14 protein-coding genes are annotated in these 19,338 nt (G+C 46.1%); 7 read left to right on the top strand and 7 right to left on the bottom strand.

The features are described 5' to 3' along the window. Window positions 1-75: 75 nt before the first annotated feature. Together Cabys_RS01470 and Cabys_RS01465 are read left to right on the top strand one after the other, a co-directional pair. Window positions 76-3,951, top strand: a complete 3,876-nt coding sequence (locus tag Cabys_RS01470; RefSeq protein WP_006928294.1) for a response regulator — start codon at window positions 76-78, stop codon at window positions 3,949-3,951. Window positions 3,952-3,968: 17 nt separating this feature from the next. Beyond that, window positions 3,969-5,558 (top strand): class I adenylate-forming enzyme family protein, encoded by a 1,590-nt coding sequence (locus Cabys_RS01465; protein ID WP_081475037.1) that lies wholly within the window; start codon window positions 3,969-3,971, stop codon window positions 5,556-5,558. 394 nt (window positions 5,559-5,952) lie between these two features. On the opposite strand, the gene Cabys_RS01460 is transcribed toward Cabys_RS01465, so the two are convergent. Continuing rightward, complete coding sequence (locus Cabys_RS01460; RefSeq protein WP_006928292.1) at window positions 5,953-6,852, bottom strand: MBL fold metallo-hydrolase; 900 nt, start codon at window positions 6,850-6,852, stop codon at window positions 5,953-5,955. Window positions 6,853-6,910: 58 nt separating this feature from the next. Continuing rightward, entirely contained in the window at window positions 6,911-7,786 is an 876-nt protein-coding gene (locus tag Cabys_RS01455; protein WP_006928291.1) for a DMT family transporter, read from the bottom strand. A gap of 133 nt (window positions 7,787-7,919) precedes the next feature. On the opposite strand from Cabys_RS01455, the gene Cabys_RS01450 reads away from it, so the two are divergent. The 4 genes from Cabys_RS01450 to Cabys_RS01435 all read left to right on the top strand — a co-directional run bounded on the left by Cabys_RS01450 (window position 7,920) and on the right by Cabys_RS01435 (window position 12,368). Then, complete coding sequence (locus Cabys_RS01450; protein WP_006928289.1) at window positions 7,920-8,540, top strand: L-threonylcarbamoyladenylate synthase; 621 nt, start codon at window positions 7,920-7,922, stop codon at window positions 8,538-8,540. A 56-nt stretch (window positions 8,541-8,596) separates the two neighbouring features. Then, window positions 8,597-10,624, top strand: coding sequence for a hypothetical protein (locus tag Cabys_RS01445; RefSeq protein ID WP_006928287.1), 2,028 nt, complete (start codon window positions 8,597-8,599; stop codon window positions 10,622-10,624). A 219-nt stretch (window positions 10,625-10,843) separates the two neighbouring features. Further along, on the top strand, window positions 10,844-11,866 hold the full coding sequence (waaF, locus tag Cabys_RS01440; protein ID WP_006928285.1) for a lipopolysaccharide heptosyltransferase II: 1,023 nt from the start codon (window positions 10,844-10,846) through the stop codon (window positions 11,864-11,866). A 127-nt stretch (window positions 11,867-11,993) separates the two neighbouring features. Next, entirely contained in the window at window positions 11,994-12,368 is a 375-nt protein-coding gene (locus Cabys_RS01435) for a DUF1893 domain-containing protein (RefSeq protein ID WP_006928284.1), read from the top strand. Between the two features lie 254 nt (window positions 12,369-12,622). On the opposite strand, the gene Cabys_RS01430 is transcribed toward Cabys_RS01435, so the two are convergent. The 5 genes from Cabys_RS01430 to rlmN form a co-directional block, all read right to left on the bottom strand. Continuing rightward, on the bottom strand, window positions 12,623-13,783 hold the full coding sequence (locus Cabys_RS01430) for a radical SAM protein (protein ID WP_006928283.1): 1,161 nt from the start codon (window positions 13,781-13,783) through the stop codon (window positions 12,623-12,625). A gap of 28 nt (window positions 13,784-13,811) precedes the next feature. Further along, entirely contained in the window at window positions 13,812-14,759 is a 948-nt protein-coding gene (locus Cabys_RS01425) for a thermonuclease family protein (RefSeq protein WP_006928281.1), read from the bottom strand. 23 nt (window positions 14,760-14,782) lie between these two features. Beyond that, window positions 14,783-15,739, bottom strand: a complete 957-nt coding sequence (locus tag Cabys_RS01420) for a lysylphosphatidylglycerol synthase transmembrane domain-containing protein (protein ID WP_006928280.1) — start codon at window positions 15,737-15,739, stop codon at window positions 14,783-14,785. A 93-nt stretch (window positions 15,740-15,832) separates the two neighbouring features. Beyond that, complete coding sequence (locus Cabys_RS01415; protein WP_006928279.1) at window positions 15,833-16,930, bottom strand: glycosyltransferase; 1,098 nt, start codon at window positions 16,928-16,930, stop codon at window positions 15,833-15,835. A gap of 54 nt (window positions 16,931-16,984) precedes the next feature. Beyond that, window positions 16,985-18,061, bottom strand: a complete 1,077-nt coding sequence (gene rlmN, locus Cabys_RS01410; RefSeq protein WP_006928278.1) for a dual-specificity RNA methyltransferase RlmN — start codon at window positions 18,059-18,061, stop codon at window positions 16,985-16,987. 193 nt (window positions 18,062-18,254) lie between these two features. On the opposite strand from rlmN, the gene Cabys_RS01405 reads away from it, so the two are divergent. After that, on the top strand, window positions 18,255-19,238 hold the full coding sequence (locus Cabys_RS01405) for an AAA family ATPase (protein ID WP_006928277.1): 984 nt from the start codon (window positions 18,255-18,257) through the stop codon (window positions 19,236-19,238). Window positions 19,239-19,338: the final 100 nt, after the last annotated feature.

Here is a 19,338-nt window from a genome sequence, read left to right as displayed (position 1 = left end):
CCTGAAAATGTTAAATAAACCATAAAGCAGGTCGATAACGTTTTTAAACGAACTAAAACGCTGGAATCAATTTATATGAAAAAAAATCAAATTTTTGTCTGGCTGTTAGTTTTAAGCAGTACTTTGTTTGCCCAAAAATTTTCTGTTGAATACTACAATTATGAAGACGGGCTGCCTTCGGACCTGATCAAGCAAACCATCCAGGACAACTTAGGGTTTGTCTGGTTTGCAACCGACGGAGGACTGGCGCGCTTTGACGGCTTAAGATTTAAAGTGTTTGACAGACAACTGCCCAGCAGGTATGTAAAAAGCATCTTCCCTTTAAAAAAGGATACCTTAATGGTTTGCACCGACCAGGGCCTTGTTTTAGTGAAAGAACGCTCCATTAAGGTTGACATTACGCCCATATTCAAAACATCGCCTGACTTGAGCGACAGCGCTTTATATTATCCAAAATCGATTTACCGCGACCATAAAAATAATTTATGGATCAGCGAGCCGAATTCTGTAGCGCGCATTTTACCAGGCAATAAAATTAAACGCTACCGTTTTCCGGACTACGTTGAATCAAAAAGTTATTTAAACTCTTTTTTCTTCCTGGAAAATGAACGACAGGATTTACTGCTTCTTTCACAATCCGGTTTTGCTTTTTTTTACGACAGCAAATCGGATAGTTTTATTCAGGTTAGCATAAAATCGCGTTCCCCCTTCTACGCCATAAACGATGTGTATAAACTTGAAAACGATCGTTGCTTTTTAGCCACTTCGCAGGGCGTTTACGAGCTTTCTTTTAGCGACCCTACAGCGCTCCGGGCTCGACTGCGTTTTAAAATAAAAAATGTGCTGTCGCTGACCATAGATCGGGCAGGATATCTGTGGATGGGAACGTCCGGTTCCGGTTTATATTACTCGCCCGACTGGCAAAAAAGCTCCGCTGTAATATCTTTTGATAAATTGAAATTCAAGGTGATTAATGATCTGTATGTTTCAAAGGGCGGGGAAATCTGGGCAGGCAGCGATAACGGCGTGGCCTTAATTTATAAGCCGTTTTTTGAAAAAATTGTTGGATTTTCGAATTACGCCATTCAAAACCTGGCGTATGACGGGCAAAAACACATTGTTGCAACAAACGGCCAGGAAGTCTATCAACTATCGGAACATCCCGGACGTTATCAATTAAAATTACGTCTCAAAAGCTCAGACGCCTTATTCTCAACCATCGGAGTGAATTCAAGAGAAATTGTTCTGGGAAATTTTAACGGAAATATCACGTTGCTCAGAAAAGGACTTAGGCGCAACATTCCGCTTGTTACAAATCATACGGTTTTTTCTCTGGCAACTGATCGTGACAATACCATCTGGATTACCCAGGGCGATTTTAAGGGTTTAACACGCTTACGTCCGCCCAAAAACATTGAAGTTGTGGACGAACGATCGGGGTTGCAGGGATTTCCTGTTGTGGTAAAGGCCTTCTCAAATAAATTATACATCGGAGGTAGCGGCGATTCAACCTATCTTTATGAATACCGTTTAAACCAAAAAAAGTTGGTGAATCTTAGTTTACCCTTAAACAAATTGGAAAATATTACGCCTGTGGTTTACGACATTGCGCTTTCGGCTCAGGATTCTACCATTTTTCTGGCCTCAAACCTTGGAATCATCAAAATCAAAAACACAACAGCAAGCATTTTACGACTGGACAGAAAGCGGGCGGCGCGTTCGGTGCTGGTTGATCGGCAAAATCGCCTTTGGGTGGGCACGGATCACGGCGCCTACTGCATCATGGACACCGTTAAAATATATTTTGACGATCTGGCTGGATTCGAAAATCAGACGTTTGCCTTCCGCTCCGTCGCCCTGGATACTCAGGATAAAATCTATTTTGGAACTTACGACGGAATATATCGGCAACAAATGGATTCTTTTACAATCAAAAAAACCTCTTCCCCTCAAATCGTTGATCTGATTATTAACGAAGCGCACCATCTTTCTCTAAAAGACTTAAAACAAGGGCTGGAATATAAAACGACATTAAGGGTATTGGTTGCCGCTTTGATGTTCCCTGCGCACAAGGTTGAGTATCAATGGCGGATTCCGGGCGTTAACAATACCTGGTCGGCGCCAGACGCTCGCTCAGAAATTTTAGTAAGTAATTTACCCATAGGCAATTTTGAACTTCAGATACGGGCAAGGCAAATAGGAAAAGCCTGGAGCCCTGTTTTTAGCCTGCCGTTGCGCATAAACGCTCCCTGGTATCTCTCAAAATGGCTGATCATTCTGCTGGCTTCTTTGTTTGTATTGATGATCTTAATTTCCACTCAATTGTATTATGAACGTCGCGCCCGAAAAAAAATAGCCGGGCACCTGGAAAAAAGTGAATTTCAGCTAAAAACCATTATAAGTAACACACCCATCATTTTATTTTTGATTGATACCAAAGGCACGGTAACTTTTGCCCAGGGGCGGGGATTAAATGAACTGGAGGAAGAATTTAAGCCGCTTGTCGGTCAAAATATCTGTCGTCAATCTCATAGCGGAAGCGGATTAGAAGAAGACTGTAGAAGAGCGCTTAATGGAGAGTCCTTTGAAAGCATCCGGAAATTGGGCAAAAAATATTACCGCTTCTGGTTTTCCCCTATTAAGGATGGAAAGAATAAGATCGAAGGGGCTTTAGGCGTGGCCATTGATATTACAGAGTTAAAGGAAACCGAATCTCGTTTGCGCCATGCCATTATTCAGGCCGAAGCATCGAATAAAGCCAAATCGGAATTTATCGCTAATATGAGTCATGAATTGCGGACTCCGCTCAACGCCATTATCGGGCTGATCGATCTAATGGATCAGTCAAACCTTAACGAAACGCAAAAAGAGTTTTTACAAACGGTAAAATTTTCGGCCAGGGAACTTTTGAAAATCATCAATCAGATTCTGGATTTCAGCAAAATTGAATCCGGAAAGCTGGAATTGGAGTTCATTCCTTTTGATCTGGAACAACTGGTAACGCACATCGCCAATGCTTTTTCCATAATGGCCCGGCAAAAAGGCCTGACGTTTAAACTGGAATGGGATAAAAATAACCCCAAACATGTAAAAGGCGATCCCACGCGCTTGGGGCAGGTATTGATTAATCTGATCGGCAATGCCATAAAATTTACAGAAAAAGGAAGCGTGACGCTTAAAGTAATCAAGAAAAATGAAAGCGAAAATGAAATAGATTTTCTCTTTGTGGTTCAGGATACGGGCATCGGAATTCCTCAAGATAAGATTGATAAAATCTTTAACTCTTTTGAACAGGTAGATTCATCATTAACGCGTAAATTTGGCGGTACGGGATTGGGGCTTACCATTACCTCCAGATTAATCGAGATGATGGGAAGCAAAATTAAGGTGGCCAGCCAGCCAGATGTGGGAACGACTTTTGAATTTGAGCTGACGTTTCCCAAGGTCAAGGATCAAAAAGTTGAGGAGCTGCCCGATTTTTCGTTGTTTCTTACTCATGAGCAACCGCGCTTAAGTTCTGAAATGATGATCAAAGAATCCGAACCGCAAAAGGAGACGAAAGAGGACGAAGTAACGATTTTATTGGTAGAAGACAACGTTATCAATCAACGTGTGGCCAAGCGCATGGTTGAAAATATGGGCTACAAGGTAGAAGTGGCCAACCATGGGCAGGAAGCGCTTGATATGATGAAGAATAAAAAATATGACCTGGTTTTGCTGGACGTGCAGATGCCGGTGCTGGATGGTTTACGAACCGCACAAAAAATTCGCGTTAAAGAGTTAAATACCGAAGAACACATCCCGATTATTGCCATGACCGCACACGCCCAGAAAGAAGACCGCGATCGCTGTCTGGAAGCGGGAATGGACGATTACCTTTCCAAGCCGATTAACATGAAAATGCTGGAAGAGAAAATTAACCACTATTTAAAAAATGCAAAAAATAGTTAAATCCCTTAACTTCAGGAATGAAACGTAAGCTTCTAAAAAAAGGACAGACCATGGCACATACAAAGTTTGTACACTCGTTTCTCGAAGACAGCGCGCAACGCTATCCGGACAAAGACGCCTTTTTTGTTAACAATCGGTGGTACACCTTCGCTTACATCGAGCGCCATGCCAATCAGCTGGCCCGTTTCTTAATCGATCTTGGCGTACGAAAAGGCGATCGTGTTGCCTTTTACATTGAGAATTCGGTAGAATATGTGATTACCTATTACGCCATTCTTAAAATCGGAGCCATTACGGTGGCCTTAAATACCGAGGCCACGGCAATGAATGTCGATTATATTCTTCAGGATTGCGATGTGCAGAATTTAATTGTGGGACAAAAATTTTATAAACGTTTGCAGTCTTTAATCGAAAAAGATTATTTAACTCATTTTATTGTCTGGAATTCCGGTAAACTTAAAAATGAGAGTTCTAATCCCAAAATCAAATCTTTACCGGAAGCGTGTCAAAGTTTTCCTTCCGAACTTATTCACCGGCGAATCATCGACCTGGATGTGGCCTCTATTGTTTATACCTCGGGCAGTACGGGGCAACCGCGCGGCGCCACCTTAACGCATTTAAATATAGTTACCAATACGCGCTCCATTGTCGATTATCTTGAGTTGACGGCGGACGACCGAATTATGGTGGTTTTGCCTTTTTATTATATTTATGGTAAATCTTTACTTAACACGCACTTTTTTGTAGGCGGATCGGTAGTCGTTGACAATCGCTTTATGTTTCCTAATGTGGTTTTAAAGACCATGCAGGAACAAAAGGTAACCGGATTTTCCGGCGTGCCCTCCACGTTTACCATTTTACTGCACCGTTCCAATGTGCGCAAAATGCAGTTTGATTCATTGCGCTATGTTACCCAGGCCGGCGGCGCCATGGCCCCGGCGGTGCAAAAAGAGGTGGCGCAGGTCTTTGCGCCGGCTAAATTGTTTATAATGTATGGCGCAACCGAAGCGTCGGCGCGCCTGTCGTATCTGGACCCTGAAGAGTTACCCCGCAAATGGGGCTCGATTGGCAAGGGCATCCCCAATGTGGATTTGTTCATTGCCGATGCTAATGGTAACCGCTTGCCTCCCGAAACCCAGGGCGAAATTGTAGCCCGTGGCGCCAATATTATGCTCGGTTACTGGAATCATCCGGAAGAAACGCGTAAGGTGTTAAAGCACGGATTGTATTATACGGGCGATCTGGGCGTAATGGATGAAGAGGGGTTTATTTATGTGGTGGGACGCAGCAAGGATATGATTAAAATTGGCGGGAATCGGGCCAGCGCCAAAGAGATTGAAGACGCGCTATATGAGCACCCTCAGGTTGCCGATGCGGCGGTGATCGGCGTGGCTGATGACACTCTGGGCGAAGCGCCGAAGGCTTTTGTTGTTTTAAAAGATCGAGAATCTTCCAACATGGAAGAAACCTTGCGCAATTTTCTGGCAAAGCGTCTGGCCAGTTATAAAATCCCCAAATATTTTGAATTCAGAGAAAATTTGCCCAAGAATAAATCGGGCAAAATTCAGAAGCTGAAGTTGGTGGAAGAGGAAAAGCAAAAACAGTAGAGCGCGCTTTCACAGACAGGGGAGTTCAACCAGCCGCTCTCTTTTGCGCTGTATTGGTCAATGCTATTCTGAAGGATTGTGAAACGATAGATGTTGCTAATGCGGAAGCTTCCGGCGCCTCGCGAAGACTAATCCACAGGATTTTAAGGGCCCAGCGTTTTACCGTTTGTGCCTTGAAAAAAATTTTGAAGCCAATCATCCACAAGTTTCATTAAAAAGGCAAAGGGCGTTTCGCGTATGCACTTATTTCAATGCAAATGAACATCTACTTTTTTTAAAAACAGTAAACAGTTAGTTAAATCATTTAAAGGGCATTTTCTAACGTTTTTACGTTACATGCTTTTTTTGACACATGATGAACCTCGCTACCCTGCAAAGCTTGAAAGCCTACGAGCTAATCATCCTCTTCCAGCAAGTAGCCCATCATGCCCTTAATACTGTTTTTACAAAAATAGCGCTCGCGAGTCTGGATATCGGCAGGAAGCAAATGAAATGATTGTAATTGCGCATCCTTCTGAAGCAATTGTTCAAGAATAACGTCCTCTTCTAAAACGCCTTTTTCAATATTTTTTTGAATTACAGATAACCACAATTCCAATTGATTTAAGGCCTGCGTAAAAATTTGTTCGCCGTCGGTTCGATGGCCATAATGTCCAAAGCAAAAGTGCTGGGCCTTTAATTGAGCCGCTTTTTGCAGTGAAGCGCGATAAATCTCATATTTAAAAACCGGCGGCGTGGCAATGCGCAAATACGAACTACCTTGCAGGGGAACATTGACGCCGGCAACTTCGCCTAAAAAGAGCAAATCGTCGATTTTGTACACCAGATGGTGCGAAGCGTGCCCGGGCGTTTCCACCGCTTCGATGGTCAGGCCGTTTTGTTCAATCAAATGCGCAAAGCCCAGATTTGCCTGGGGAACAGGCGCAACCGGGCCGTACACCTCGGCCAGGCTGCCCAGCACCTGCAACGAGCCGGCCCACAGTTTTTCAGGATTGATCAGATGCTTTATGGCTTTGGGATGACAAACGACCCTGGCTTCGGGAAATTTCTTTAATAAAAGCCCTGTGCCGCCCGCATGGTCGATGTGAATGTGCGTCAATAAAATCAAATCGATCTTTTCAACGCCGGCCTTGTTTAGCGCCGAAGTTAAATGCAAAATGGTCGAAGCCGGTCCCGGATCGATCAGAATGTTTAAACCGTTCTTTTGCAACAACCAGCAGCTGATAAAATCTCGGAATCCTTCCACCGGCTGATCCAGATTGATTAAGGCAAGTCCTTTTAAAATCTCTTTCATTTTGCTTCCATGTTTTACTGTATTACAAAACGGAACGCATGAACAGAATATTTCATTGTTACGATTTTTGTTTTTGACGGCGCAAACTCTGATACGGAAATTCGGCATTGACCATGGCCAGAACAATGAACAGGCCGCCCAGCCATCCTTCTGCGGTCAGTTTTTCTCCGGCGATTAAAAAGGCAAAAAGAGCGGCAAAGACAGGTTCCATGGAAAAAATAATGGCCGTACGCGCCACCGTGGTAAACCTTTGCATGGAGGTCTGCATTAAAAAGGTAAACACCGTTCCGAACAGCGCAAGGTAGATCAGTAAAATCACATTTTTCAACGATATTGTCGAAAGCGTTTGCACTTCCGGCAGAAAGGCTAAAAAGGAGAAGGCGGCGATCGCCACCAGTTGCACGGCCGTTAACAGATAAACATTGTTCACGCGTGAAAACCTGCCGGTGTAAATGATGTGAAAGGCAAAAATAATGGCGCAAATCAAAACTTTAAGATCGCCCACGCTCCATTTAAAAGGATTGGCGCCGGAAAGCAGCAGCAGACCCGTTACGGCCAGAATGACGCTGCCCCACACCTGCAGAGGCGTTTCCTCTTTATAAAACAAAAAACCCAGAACGGGCACCAGCACAACAGAAAGCCCCGTGATGAAGCCGGCATTCGATGCGCTGGTTTGCGTAATCCCCCACATCTGAAAAAAATAAGAGGCGTAAAGCAAAACACCAAGAATCAGACCGTGTCGCAGAACCTGTTTGTTCCACGCTTTTTTAAATTTCAAAGCGATTAAGGTCATGGCCAGCGCGGCAACTGCCATACGGTAAAACATGTAAACCGCAAGCGACATTTCACTTAACAGCAATTTGGAAACAATGAAGGTTGTCCCCCAGAAAACCGTCACCGACAACAACCCCAGGTCTGCTTTCAATCGTGTCATTCAGTCACTTCCTGTTCATTTTTGAGCGTTAAAGTAGCAAAATTTAAAGGATTACTTCTTATACGGCAAATTGTAATTCGAATTCGGATCAAAAATTTTGTAAATTAGCACTCAAAATTTAAGGGAATGAAACATGGCAGTAGAAATTCAACATGTCTATCTGGATCATCCGCAAAAAAGGCTGATCAAGCGAGCCGCGGAAATTTTAAGTCAGGGAGGGATCGTCGTTTATCCCACCGATACCATTTACGGACTGGGAATCGATCTGTTTAATAAAAAAGCCATAGAGCGCGTGTTGCGCATTAAAAAAGAATCCAAACACAAAATGCTCAGTTTCATTCTGCCCGATTTAAAAAATATTGCCGAGTGGGCGCTGGTTCCGGATTACGCTTATAAAATCATGCGGCGCGTTGTGCCAGGGCCTTACACATTCATTCTTAAAGCCACCAAAAAAGTGCCCAAATTACTGCTTAGCAATCAAAAAACGGTGGGCATTCGCATCCCCGATTCTATTGTAGCGCAGGCCCTGGTGCAGGAACTGGGGCGCCCCATTCTAAGCACCAGCGTCCCGCAGGGCTCAGACGGCTTTTACACCGATCCGCTGGAAATTGCCAGGTGTTACCAGCATGAAATCGACCTTATTCTGGACGCCGGCGTGATGGTTAACAAACCTTCAACCATTGTGGATTTTTCCGGGCCTGAGCCGGAAATTCTGCGCGAAGGCTCGGGGGATATCGAAGCGCTTTATTATTGAAATTTTCTTGCACCGTACCTGTCTTTTTTCCAAAATTAAAATAAACGGAAAAAACAATGCGCATCACATGGCCAGAATTTCAAACATGGATATCCACTTTATTTTCCAGGCTACCGGCTGGCAACCATGCCGCGCCTTCCTCTAAATCACGCCAGGCAGAGCTCGAAAAATATGAAGGCTTTTTTCGAGCAAGCTTCATTTACCTTTTTGAATCTGATCATCAACTGCTTCGTTTTGCGTCTAATCTGTTTAATGATTTGCTGCTGGAGGACGCCAGATTCTGGCAGGAACCTGTCCATTTTATCCTGCAGCTTAAAGGAAAACTAAAGCAAGAAATCGAAAACGCCGCCCTTTCTTCCCTGCCCGACCTCAAAGAGGCCGGAGAGTCTGCCGAATCGCTGTACATGGCGGCCTGGAAAGTTCTGTTTCCCGAAGGCCGTGAAATCTTATTGAACAAAAAGAAAGCGGAACAGGATTTACTGCGCAAAAGAAAGGTAACGCTTCGTAAGCCAAATCCGGCGCCCCTTGAAAATCCCGCCAGGGAAATTCTTTTCACCTCCAATGTGCTGTTACGTCCTCCACTGGACAACCATTCCGAGCTGCCGAAAAATATTCAAAAAGTGGTTGACCGCCATCGCAACGCCGCCCAGCAGTTCTGGTACGATCACCCCATCCCTCTGGACGCTCCTGCCGAGAACAACGAAATTCTTTACGGGCTGAACGGCCTGGAAAAAATGATGGCGTTCGAAAAGCAACACGGCGCTGTTGGCAGCGGCCAGCGATTGACTTGCGTGCTTTCCTGCTCGGTTACTCATTCCTATTTACATCAAGTGGCAAAATCCTATGTGCAATATTTAATGGCCCGACACGGAGCGTTTGAAAATCTGGATTTATATTTATTTACGGAAACCGATTGCCGCAAAATAATCAGCAAAATTTTAAAGCCAGCAGCCGAGCGCTATTTAAAGATTACAGATGAGGAATTCCCTGTGTTTGGCGTGGATGGCGAGTACGGCCGACACTACACCTTTCTTAAGGCCATTTCCGCCCTGTGGCAGGTACTCATTGATCCGCAGATTAAAGCCACCTTTAAGATCGATCTGGATCAGGTCTTTCCGCAGGAAATCCTGGTGCGCGAAACAGGGCATTCGGCGCTGGAATTGTTTAGAACCCCGCTATGGGGCGCTTATGGACGGGATTTCAAACAAAGGGACGTTCAACTGGGAATGATCGCCGGCGCTCTGGTCAACGCCAGCGACATCGAAAAATCGCTTTTTACGCCGGATGTTCCCTTTCCTAATGGGCCTGAACACCCCGAAGAATTCGTCTTTTTCAGTCGCTTGCCGCAGGCTTTATCCACCTCTGTCGAAATGATGACACGTTATGGTCATGGGCCGCTGGACGGCCGGAAGCAATGTCTGCAGCGCATTCACGTAACCGGGGGCACCAACGGCATCCTGGTTAAAAGCCTGTTTGCGCATCATCCTTTTACGCCCACCTTCATGGGCCGCGCGGAAGACCAGGCTTTTATCCTGAGCGTGTTTAACAGCAAAGAGCCCCTGCTGCGCTACGTGCATCAGCCAGGCCTGATCATGCGCCACGATAAACATCTGTTTGCCCAAAAGGCCATTAAAGCGGCCGAAAACGGAAAAATAATCGGCGATTACGTGCGCATACTCTATTTTAGCGCCTACGCCCGAATGGTTGATCCTGATCTTTCGGCCGTAAAAGAAGAGCTGGCGCCCTTTACCGGTAGCTTTATTTCTGCCATTCCTGCGACGATTGTAACGTTGCGTTTTATCTTAAAAGGGCTGGAAAAGGCTCATAAAGAGTCGGCGGATCAGATCATGGAATTTATCCAGACTGGCGCTAAACGTTTAAAAGCGGCCATGGAATTCACCGAAGGCAATCCATCGCCATTGCAAAAACAGTTTGAAAAAGAGAAACGTTCATGGAACCGTTATTATCAAACGTTACAGGCCCTGGCCGATGCTCTTGAAAGAGACGATGAATTTGCCCTCAAGATTAAAAACATGGCACAAAATATGGTTAGTAATGCTCAATTGCATGCTGTAAAAGCTTAATATTTGGAACACTCTACTTTCAAACGCGGCCATGCAGTGATAACGAGCGCATCTTAACGGATGCGTCATGCTCACCCGGCCACGGTGCGGTTTTTACCGTGTGTACGTTTTAAACAACCTAAACCGCTTATCTTTTTCAGAACGTCTTTTTAAATTCTTCCTTTTGACTTCAACCGTTCCTTTTTCTTAACTTGCCGTTTATTAAAACAGGAAGAGCCGATGAGTTTTCAAAAGATTTTACTGGTTCAAACAGCTTATCTGGGCGATGTCATTTTAACCACGCCCTTAATTCGAGCCATTAAGCAGGTTTTCCCCGATTCGCAACTGGATGTGCTGGTCATTCCGCAAACAGCGGGCGCGCTGGCCAACAATCCGCACATCGATCAAACCATTTTGTTCGATAAACGCGGTCAAAAACGCACGGCTTTTAAAAATGTGTTGCAAATTTTAAAAGCGCGCCGGCATGAGCTGGCTTTCAGCCCGCACAGTTCATTGACCACCGGGCTTTTGATTCGTCTGGCGGGCATTCCCACACGCGTGGGCTTTAACAGAAATCCCATTCGCTTTTTTTTAACGCACAAAGCGCCCGTGCCATCAGACGGTTTGACCATAGAAAAATATCTGAAGCTCCTTTCTTTTTTTAGCGATCAAACATTTTCCATCCAAACGCAACTATTCCCTTCTGAAGAAGATCGGGAAAAGGCCGATCGCCTGTGGCGGCAGGTGGATGCGCAGCGTCCTACCATTGCCCTGGCTCCCGGTTCGGTGTGGCCAACCAAGCGCTGGCCGGCGGAGTATTATGCGCAGTTGGTTGCGCTCTTAAAGAAGAGGTTCAACCTGATTTTCATCGGCAGCGGCGATGAGCGTGACCTTTGCCAGCAAATTATCGATCAGGCTGAAGCGCAACAGGCATTGAATCTCGCGGGCCGACTAAGCATTTTGCAGTCGGCGGCGGTCATCGAAAAATGTGATTTGATGATTTGTAACGACAGCGGCGCCATGCACATTGCCAACGCCGTGCAAACCGATGTGTTTGCTTTTTTCGGTCCTACTGTTCGGCGATTTGGTTTTTTCCCTTTTAGAGATGAGGATTGGGTTTTTGAGGTGCCGGATCTCTACTGTCGCCCGTGCGGCAAGCATGGCCACCATGAATGTCCGGAAGATCATTTCCGCTGCATGTTAGAGATTAAGCCGCAAACCGTCTGGCAAAAAATCAAAGAAAAATTTAAGGTGTCGGCTTGATTAACTCATCCAACCGACAGGTCATACAAATTTAAACTTGTCTGATTCTCTCAGGCAACGTAATTTTGAATGCGCTGCTGATTATTAAATTTTATGTTGGTTTTTTCTAAAAGAGAGTTTTTACGGAATGATCCATTCGCTGGAAGTTTATAAGGGGAATGAACTGATTTTTGCTTCGGACAGGCACTGGCTTCATCCATTGTTTGAACTCGAACGATTTCTAAACGCCAATTCGTATCAAACAGCGGAATTATTGGTAAAAGACAAGATCATCGGACGGGCGGCGGCGTTGATTCTGGTCTATTTCGGTTTTAAAAAGATGCAGGGTCAGACCATGAGCCTTTTGGCCCGGGAGGTGCTGGATTACTATAAAATAGATTACACATTTGAGCGGTTGATTGAACGCGTGGCCTGCCAGACCGAAGAACTTTTGCGCACAGAATGGGAAGGCAAAACGGCCTATCAACTGATCAAAAGGCGGATTGAATCCAGGCAGACCTGAATTTAAAGTTTGTTCGAAAAGCCGGCATTTCTTTACATACAGGGCAGCATAACCGCACCCAATTGTTGAGCGGGCAAAATGGCAGCGGAGTGGTGGGATCAACGGATGTGGGAAGAGGAGGCCCGGGGCGTTGCCCCGGGCCATGACCTCCGCCGGCCAAACGGAGCGCTCTGACAGAGCGCTCCACCTCCCCATTCCCCAAATTCCCACATCCCCACGTTATTCTGCCCAGCCCTACTCGCGCCAGCGCCCACTCACTCGCTTTTTACTGCGTCTTTGTCCTGCAATTGTAACGCTTCCCGCAAAAAACGCTCAATAGAAACCCGGTCGCGCATCTCCACAATGCGCGCGTAAGGCTCCTTCATCCCTTCCGTACAGTTGCGGCACATTTCGATTGCTTTACGGTTGCTCAAAACCTGCCGACGAAAGGCCGTGTATTTTTCGTTCTTAAAAACCTGCTTAAAAGTAAGCGGCCGATCAAAAATGTACGCCATGGCGTAGTCAGCGTCCTTGTCAAAACAGCAGGGACTTACCGAACCGTCCCAGTTAATGGTGGTATTCATCCACAAACGCTTACACCAGTTCGGCAGATCGCTCTTCAGCGAAAAATGCTGGCCGTCGTATTGATAGCGGCTTAGTTTTTCATTTTCCGGCAAAAATTCAAAACCCTGTTGATCATCGTAAATCTGCGCCGTTTTAAAAGAAATGCGTTCCACCTGATTGCGACGGGCAATTTCAATGATTTCCGTTAGTTCATTCAAGTTATGTTTAAAAATCAAAAATTGCAGCTCGATCAGCGGACGCTTGGACTTCAGCCGCCGTTTGGCCTCAGAAAGATACTCCAGCGCGCGCATAACCAGGTGGAAATCGCCGCCCACGCGATACCTGGCGTAGGTCTCCGCATCCGTGCCATCCAGCGAAAAAATAATTAGATCCAGGCCAGATTCCACAACGGCCCTGGCGTCGTCCACAGAGCGGATGAAATGCCCGTTGGTCGAAGTCTGGGTCATCACGCCAAACGTTTTGGCCAGGGCCACCATATCTAAAAATTGGCGGTTCAAAAACGGTTCGCCCTGATTCCAGAATTGAATCTGGTACACATCAGGGCCGATATCTTTCATCAACCGTTTAAAGTTCTCCATGTCCAGCCGTCCACGAGGTCGCGCCATGTCCCCATTGCCCGAAGGGCACATGGGACACTTTAAATTGCAAATATTGGTCGGTTCAACCATCACAATCGGCGGAATGCCCCACACAATCGGCCTTTTTAACAGCCTGCTCAGTCCCATGGAAAACAAAATTTTTAGCACGTTCCACAGACGACGCGGCGTATGGCTCACCTTAAAAACGAACAACGATCGGAGCGCGGCTTTCAAGGGCACCACGCTTAGCGTTAATCTATCTAAAAAATTCATCTGATCATTCCCTGTTTAAAAATGAAACTTAAAGCCCGGGGAAATTCAATTCAATTTTAAAAACAAAGTTCGAGGGCCAGTAGGCCGTAAAAAGTACTTCATACCATTCGCCGTTGGCTTTTACGCGACGCACGCCCACTTCCATGGAGCCAATTTTAATCGGCCGCCCTCCGGTTCCAAAAACATTAGGCAGCAACACGGGATAAATGTTTCCCCCATAAACCCCAATTCTAAAATTTTTCCAGTACAATTCAGGGCCAAACTGAAGCATTGGTAAAAAAATATTCCAGAACGTGTAAACCTGCGCCGCCAAAGTCAGGTGCGTTTTTGCGCCGGGAGAAAATTTGAGCAAATCACCGTAATGGTATCCTAAAGAAACCATAGGGACAATTAAATCATTGTGATATTTATTCGGGAAATGCACAGCCAAAATGCCGCCAGCCATTCGAAAATAATGAAAAGCATTTTGTGTTTTTAGGCGATATTTTTTAAGATTCCAGATGCCGCGCCCCTGCTGCCGGGCGTATTGTTGCGCTTCAAGATAAGCGGCGCTGTCTGTAATGGCAGGATGGGGCACAAATTCCGCAAACCCGCGGCGTAAATATTCCAGGTTAATGCATTCTTTTCTTAATAGAAATTGCCGGTAAGCAAGGGCCATGATGCGGCCGTTCTGGCTGGTGTCCACCGCTTCAAAATAAGTACGCGCGTCATTAAAGATTTTTCGGGCGTATTCTGTAATTTCAGCGGCCAGCGACTGCAGGCGCACATCCTTCGAATAAAGAGAAGGCGTCGAGATACCGGCTAATTGCACGGTGTCGCCCTGGCTTGATAAAAAGAGGTTGGCGTCTATAACCTTTTTGATTTTCAGGCTTTTTTGCGGCGCATTGCGAACCTGCGCATAGCAAACCTGCGCATAGCGAGCCTGCATGCCGCCAAATCCAAACAGCACCGCCAGAGCAAATATGGCAAGCCTCATGGCGTTTCCTTTAAAAACATAAATTAATCGGTGTCTTTATTTTTCGCAAAACGTTTTTTGCCATGGTTATAAATTTGACTGGAAACCACTTTAAAGGTCTCCCGGGCATCTTTAAAGTGGTGCTGGCGACGGTAAATGAAAAAGACGCCAATTAGAGCCGGAATAATGGCATTGATGATGAAGATCAAAAGAGAAATCCCCACGGCGGTCGAAGCAGGAATTCCGTACTTTTGCAGAACAAAAGCCGCAATATTTTCGCGCACGCCCAGGCCAGAAACAGAAACCGGAATAAGTCCCGCGCCCCAGATGTAAATGACCGTCAAGAAAGTGGCGTTAAAGTCGATCTGATGCGCATCATTTAACAAAATAAAATATTGCAACATCAGGCACAAAAAAACGCCCACCGAAAAAATAAGCGCCCGTAAAAAAATTTTATGGTAATGAACCTCCTTTTCCTGAAATTTTTGCAGCCAGCGCGTTTTCAAAAGAAGCGGGAAAAAAGGGTAAGCAACAATTAACAAAATCGCCGCCGACCAGAACAGCCACTTAAATTGGGCAAACAAAAACGGCAAACCGGCCAGCACAAGAATGGTTTTAACGTACGTCTGAAAAAACTTTTCAATGGCAAAGGCCATTACCTTGCCTCGTTTTTTGCCAGGCAAAAGAAAAATTTTACTGATTTCGGCATGGCCGCCGGGCAAGATTAGACGGAAAGTAAATCCGGCGAAAAAAGAAGGAATTAAATCTTTATGACTGAAATCGCTGGATTGTTGTTCGATTAAATATCTCCAGCGTCGAAATTGAATCCATAAATTCAAAAAAACCAGAACAAAGATCAGAGCAAAGGTGGCGGGCCTGATTTCTAAAAGCGTCTGGATCATTTGCTGACGATCGACGCGCGCCAGAATCCAGATCAATAAAGCCAGGCCGATAAAATACTTGAACACAAAGGTTAGTTTTTGCTTGATCTGTTCTTTCATTAAAAATCCTTCGCCTTTTAAAGCCGTGTTTCCTGTTCAGAAATGGCGTTATGCGAATCCTCCAACTTGCAGGCCCAATTTAAAGAATTCTATTCATTTTTTCCATTGATAAATCTGGAATGCGCCCAGAATGGTGAAAAAGGTAATGTAAAGCGGATAGAAAAGCTGAAACAACGGTAGCCAGGGCACAAGCCACCGACGTTGAAAGAGCCGCGCCGCCAGCGTTAACGTGATAAACTCCAGTAGCAGTTTAAGGCCAATGACCGCCATCCAGAGTTCAACAAAGGCCGGGCGAAAGAGGGGAAAAATCCACAAATAGGCGTACACTAAAAAAACGCCAACCGAAAAAACCGTGTTCAAAAAGCTTTTGCGCAGGGTTTTACTATTTTTGCGGATTTGCTGATGCCAGAAGGTTTTAAAATCGGTGACGGGCAGAGTTTCCACAAACGTTTCGGGATGGGGGCAAAAAACAATCCTGCCCTTCGCCTGTTTGCTAAAGCGCTCGGTCAGGTAAACATCGTCGCCGCTGCGGTGTTTCTTTAAGGCGTCAAAACCGCCCAGCGCACGGTAGGTTTCCTTGCGGTAAGCCAGGTTGCGCCCCACGCTGGTTAAAGCCAGCCCCCAGGTGGTCGGCGCCGCGGCCACAATCGCCGAAAAGAGATTGTCGAACTGCAAAATGCGATTCATCCATCCTTTAAATCGTTTAAGCGGCGAGTAGCCAAGCACCATATCCACATCGCGCTCAAAGTATGCGGTCATAAAGGTAAGCCACTGCGGCGGAACCGTACAATCGGCATCGGTGGTAAAAATGATTTCGCCTCTGGAACGGGCAATACCTTCCTTAAGCGCGCGTTTTTTTCCGCTTAAAAAATCGTCTCTGGAATTCAGACGGATCAATTTCCAGTTTTCATGCTTCTGGCAAAAGGCCTCGATTACAGAAGCCGTGTCATCGTCGGAAGCGTCGTCCACCAGAATGATTTCGTAGCGATCGGCGGGATAGGCCAGCTTTTCCAGCGATCTTAACGTGGGCCGGATGCGCTGCGCTTCGTTGTGCGCGGCAATGACCACCGACACCTGCGGAAAGGCGCTTTGTTCTTTAAGCGGCAGTTTTTTAAGCCCCCAAAAAGTAAAGTGCAGAATGGTAAAATAAATAAGGGCGATGAGCAGAAAAAGTAAGAGTAATCCATCCATCTGAATAATCCGTGTTAACCCGTAACTTGAAAAGACATTTTCGTAACCGTTCCTTTAATGCGCCTGGTCGGTTAGCGACAGTTTTTCCGGTTTAATTTTTTGCTTTTCGTTGGCGGCGTACAACATGCCGCAGGCCGCCTGAATATCCCAGCCTTTTCGGTTGCGAACAGTAACGGCGTACACGCTTTCCTGAATGGCTTCTTCAAAACGTTCCAGAGATTCTTGGGAAGGGGCCGGAAAATGGTCATCAATGGAATTCACCGGAATCACATTGATTTTACAGGGCACCTGTCTGGAGATTTTTACCAATTTCTTAGCGTCTTCAATAGAATCATTAAAGCCGGCAATGAGTACGTATTCAAAGGTGATTCGTTTCCGTGTTTTCTGGTAATAATATTGCGCCGCCTTTAAAAGCTGCTCAAGCGGGTACTTTTTGGCAATGGGCATCGTTTGCAGCCGCTTTTGCTGATCGGCGGCGTTTAACGAGATGGCCAGGCGAAAGGGCCGTCCCTCGTCGGCCATGCGTTTGATGCCCGGAATGATGCCGCTGGTGGAAATGGTGATTTTTTTACGGCTAAAATTCAAACCGCCTTCGTCGGCCAGAATTTCTGCGGCGCGCATCACGTTATCGTAATTGAGCATGGGCTCGCCCATACCCATAAAAACGATGTTGGTCGGAGGACGTTCGGCCAGTTTTTTCATCTGCAGCACCTGCTCCACAATTTCGCCCACCGTCAGATCACGCAGCCAGCCCATTTTACCCGTTGCACAAAATTTACAATCTAACGCGCAACCGATTTGAGACGAAATGCAAAAGGTCACGCGTTTCTTCTCGTAAATAATCACGCTTTCGATCTTCATGCCGTCCGATAGCTGCCAGAGCAACTTGGTGGTGCCGTCCAGCGGCGAGGTAATGCGATCCAGTTCCTTAAAAGAACGCAGAACAAAGTCTTCTGCCAGCCGTTGACGCAGCGATCTGGAAAGCGTGGTAAACTCGTCAAAACGTTCGTAACCTTTCTGGTAAAGGCCCTGATAAACCTGCTTTACACGAAAGGCCGGCTCGCCAAGCCTGGCAAAATAGTCTTGCAACTCATCTATCTTTAAATCCAGAATATTTTTCATTGACTCCATGGGTACCTTGTGGTATTGAACCTCTCTTTTCCACTTACTGCCTCCGCAATCGAATTTCAGTTCGATTGCCCGCACAATGTAAATCAAACTTCCGTTTGAGTCATTGATTCTTGATTTTAATCAGCCAGTTCAGTAAACTCAAAGATCGTTTGCAATTTACAGAAATACAGATGGAATAACAACAGGGAAAACCATGGGAAAAGATATTCAAAAAGCAGAAGCCATAGCCAATGCTTTTCAGACCATTCAAAAAGAATTGGGGCGCATCATTGTCGGGCAGCAAGACATCATCGAACAATTGCTGATCGCCCTCTTTGCGCGCGGCCATTGTTTACTGATCGGCGTGCCGGGACTGGCCAAAACTCTGCTTATTAAAACCCTGGGCGAAGTGCTCGACTTAAAATTTTCGCGCATTCAATTCACGCCCGATTTAATGCCCTCAGACATAACAGGCACAGAAATTCTGGAAGAAGATAAGACCACCGGTCAAAAGGCCTTTCGCTTTATCAAGGGGCCGGTTTTTGCCAATATTGTTCTGGCGGACGAAATCAATCGTACGCCCCCAAAAACGCAGTCGGCTTTACTGGAAGCCATGCAGGAATATCGCGTAACTGCAGCCGGCCACACCTTCGAGCTCGATTTGCCCTTTTTTGTGCTGGCCACGCAAAACCCCATCGAACAGGAGGGGACCTATCCCCTGCCCGAGGCGCAGCTCGATCGCTTTATGTTCAGTCTGTGGCTCGACTACCCCACGTTTGAACAGGAAGTGGAAATCGTTAAACGTACAACCATTGAAGACGTGCAATCGCTTACCCCCGTGGTGCGCAAGCAGGATATTCTGGAATTTCAAAAGCTGGTACGCAAGGTTCCGGTTGCCGACAATGTGGTGGAATTTACGGTTAAGCTGGTCAATTTAACGCGCCCGGGAGCCGATTCCGACGAAAAGATCAACGAGTGGATCCGCTGGGGAGCGGGGCCGCGCGCTTCGCAAAATTTAATTTTAGGAGCCAAGGTACGCGCGCTTTTGCACAACCGCTTTACGCCAGAAATTGAAGATATCCGCAAGCTGGCCCTGCCTGTTTTGCGCCATCGTCTGGTCACCTCTTACAGCGCGGAGGCGGAAGGAGTCGGCGCCAGAGAAATTATCGATTACCTTTTACAAAAAATGGAAGCGTAAGACGAATGGCCAGGCGGCGAATTGGTTGAATATAGCGCAGCAATGAGTTAAGAGTGTAAGAGTGGACTGATCGCCAGCCTGTCATTCTGAACGAAGCGCC

The sequence above is a fragment of the Caldithrix abyssi DSM 13497 genome, from assembly GCF_001886815.1.
GTDB classification, from domain to species: domain Bacteria; phylum Calditrichota; class Calditrichia; order Calditrichales; family Calditrichaceae; genus Caldithrix; species Caldithrix abyssi.
Note: the sequence above shows the minus strand (reverse complement) of the source record. Positions and strands in the feature narration are given on the sequence as shown.

Coding starts and splice junctions, on each gene's coding strand:
- Cabys_RS01470 (WP_006928294.1), top strand. CDS start 76: ATGAAAAAAAATCAAATTTTTGTCTGGCTGTTAGTTTTAAGCAGTACT.
- Cabys_RS01465 (WP_081475037.1), top strand. CDS start 3,969: ATGAAACGTAAGCTTCTAAAAAAAGGACAGACCATGGCACATACAAAG.
- Cabys_RS01460 (WP_006928292.1), bottom strand. CDS start 6,852: ATGAAAGAGATTTTAAAAGGACTTGCCTTAATCAATCTGGATCAGCCG.
- Cabys_RS01455 (WP_006928291.1), bottom strand. CDS start 7,786: ATGACACGATTGAAAGCAGACCTGGGGTTGTTGTCGGTGACGGTTTTC.
- Cabys_RS01450 (WP_006928289.1), top strand. CDS start 7,920: ATGGCAGTAGAAATTCAACATGTCTATCTGGATCATCCGCAAAAAAGG.
- Cabys_RS01445 (WP_006928287.1), top strand. CDS start 8,597: ATGCGCATCACATGGCCAGAATTTCAAACATGGATATCCACTTTATTT.
- waaF (WP_006928285.1), top strand. CDS start 10,844: ATGAGTTTTCAAAAGATTTTACTGGTTCAAACAGCTTATCTGGGCGAT.
- Cabys_RS01435 (WP_006928284.1), top strand. CDS start 11,994: ATGATCCATTCGCTGGAAGTTTATAAGGGGAATGAACTGATTTTTGCT.
- Cabys_RS01430 (WP_006928283.1), bottom strand. CDS start 13,783: ATGAATTTTTTAGATAGATTAACGCTAAGCGTGGTGCCCTTGAAAGCC.
- Cabys_RS01425 (WP_006928281.1), bottom strand. CDS start 14,759: ATGAGGCTTGCCATATTTGCTCTGGCGGTGCTGTTTGGATTTGGCGGC.
- Cabys_RS01420 (WP_006928280.1), bottom strand. CDS start 15,739: ATGAAAGAACAGATCAAGCAAAAACTAACCTTTGTGTTCAAGTATTTT.
- Cabys_RS01415 (WP_006928279.1), bottom strand. CDS start 16,930: ATGGATGGATTACTCTTACTTTTTCTGCTCATCGCCCTTATTTATTTT.
- rlmN (WP_006928278.1), bottom strand. CDS start 18,061: ATGGAGTCAATGAAAAATATTCTGGATTTAAAGATAGATGAGTTGCAA.
- Cabys_RS01405 (WP_006928277.1), top strand. CDS start 18,255: ATGGGAAAAGATATTCAAAAAGCAGAAGCCATAGCCAATGCTTTTCAG.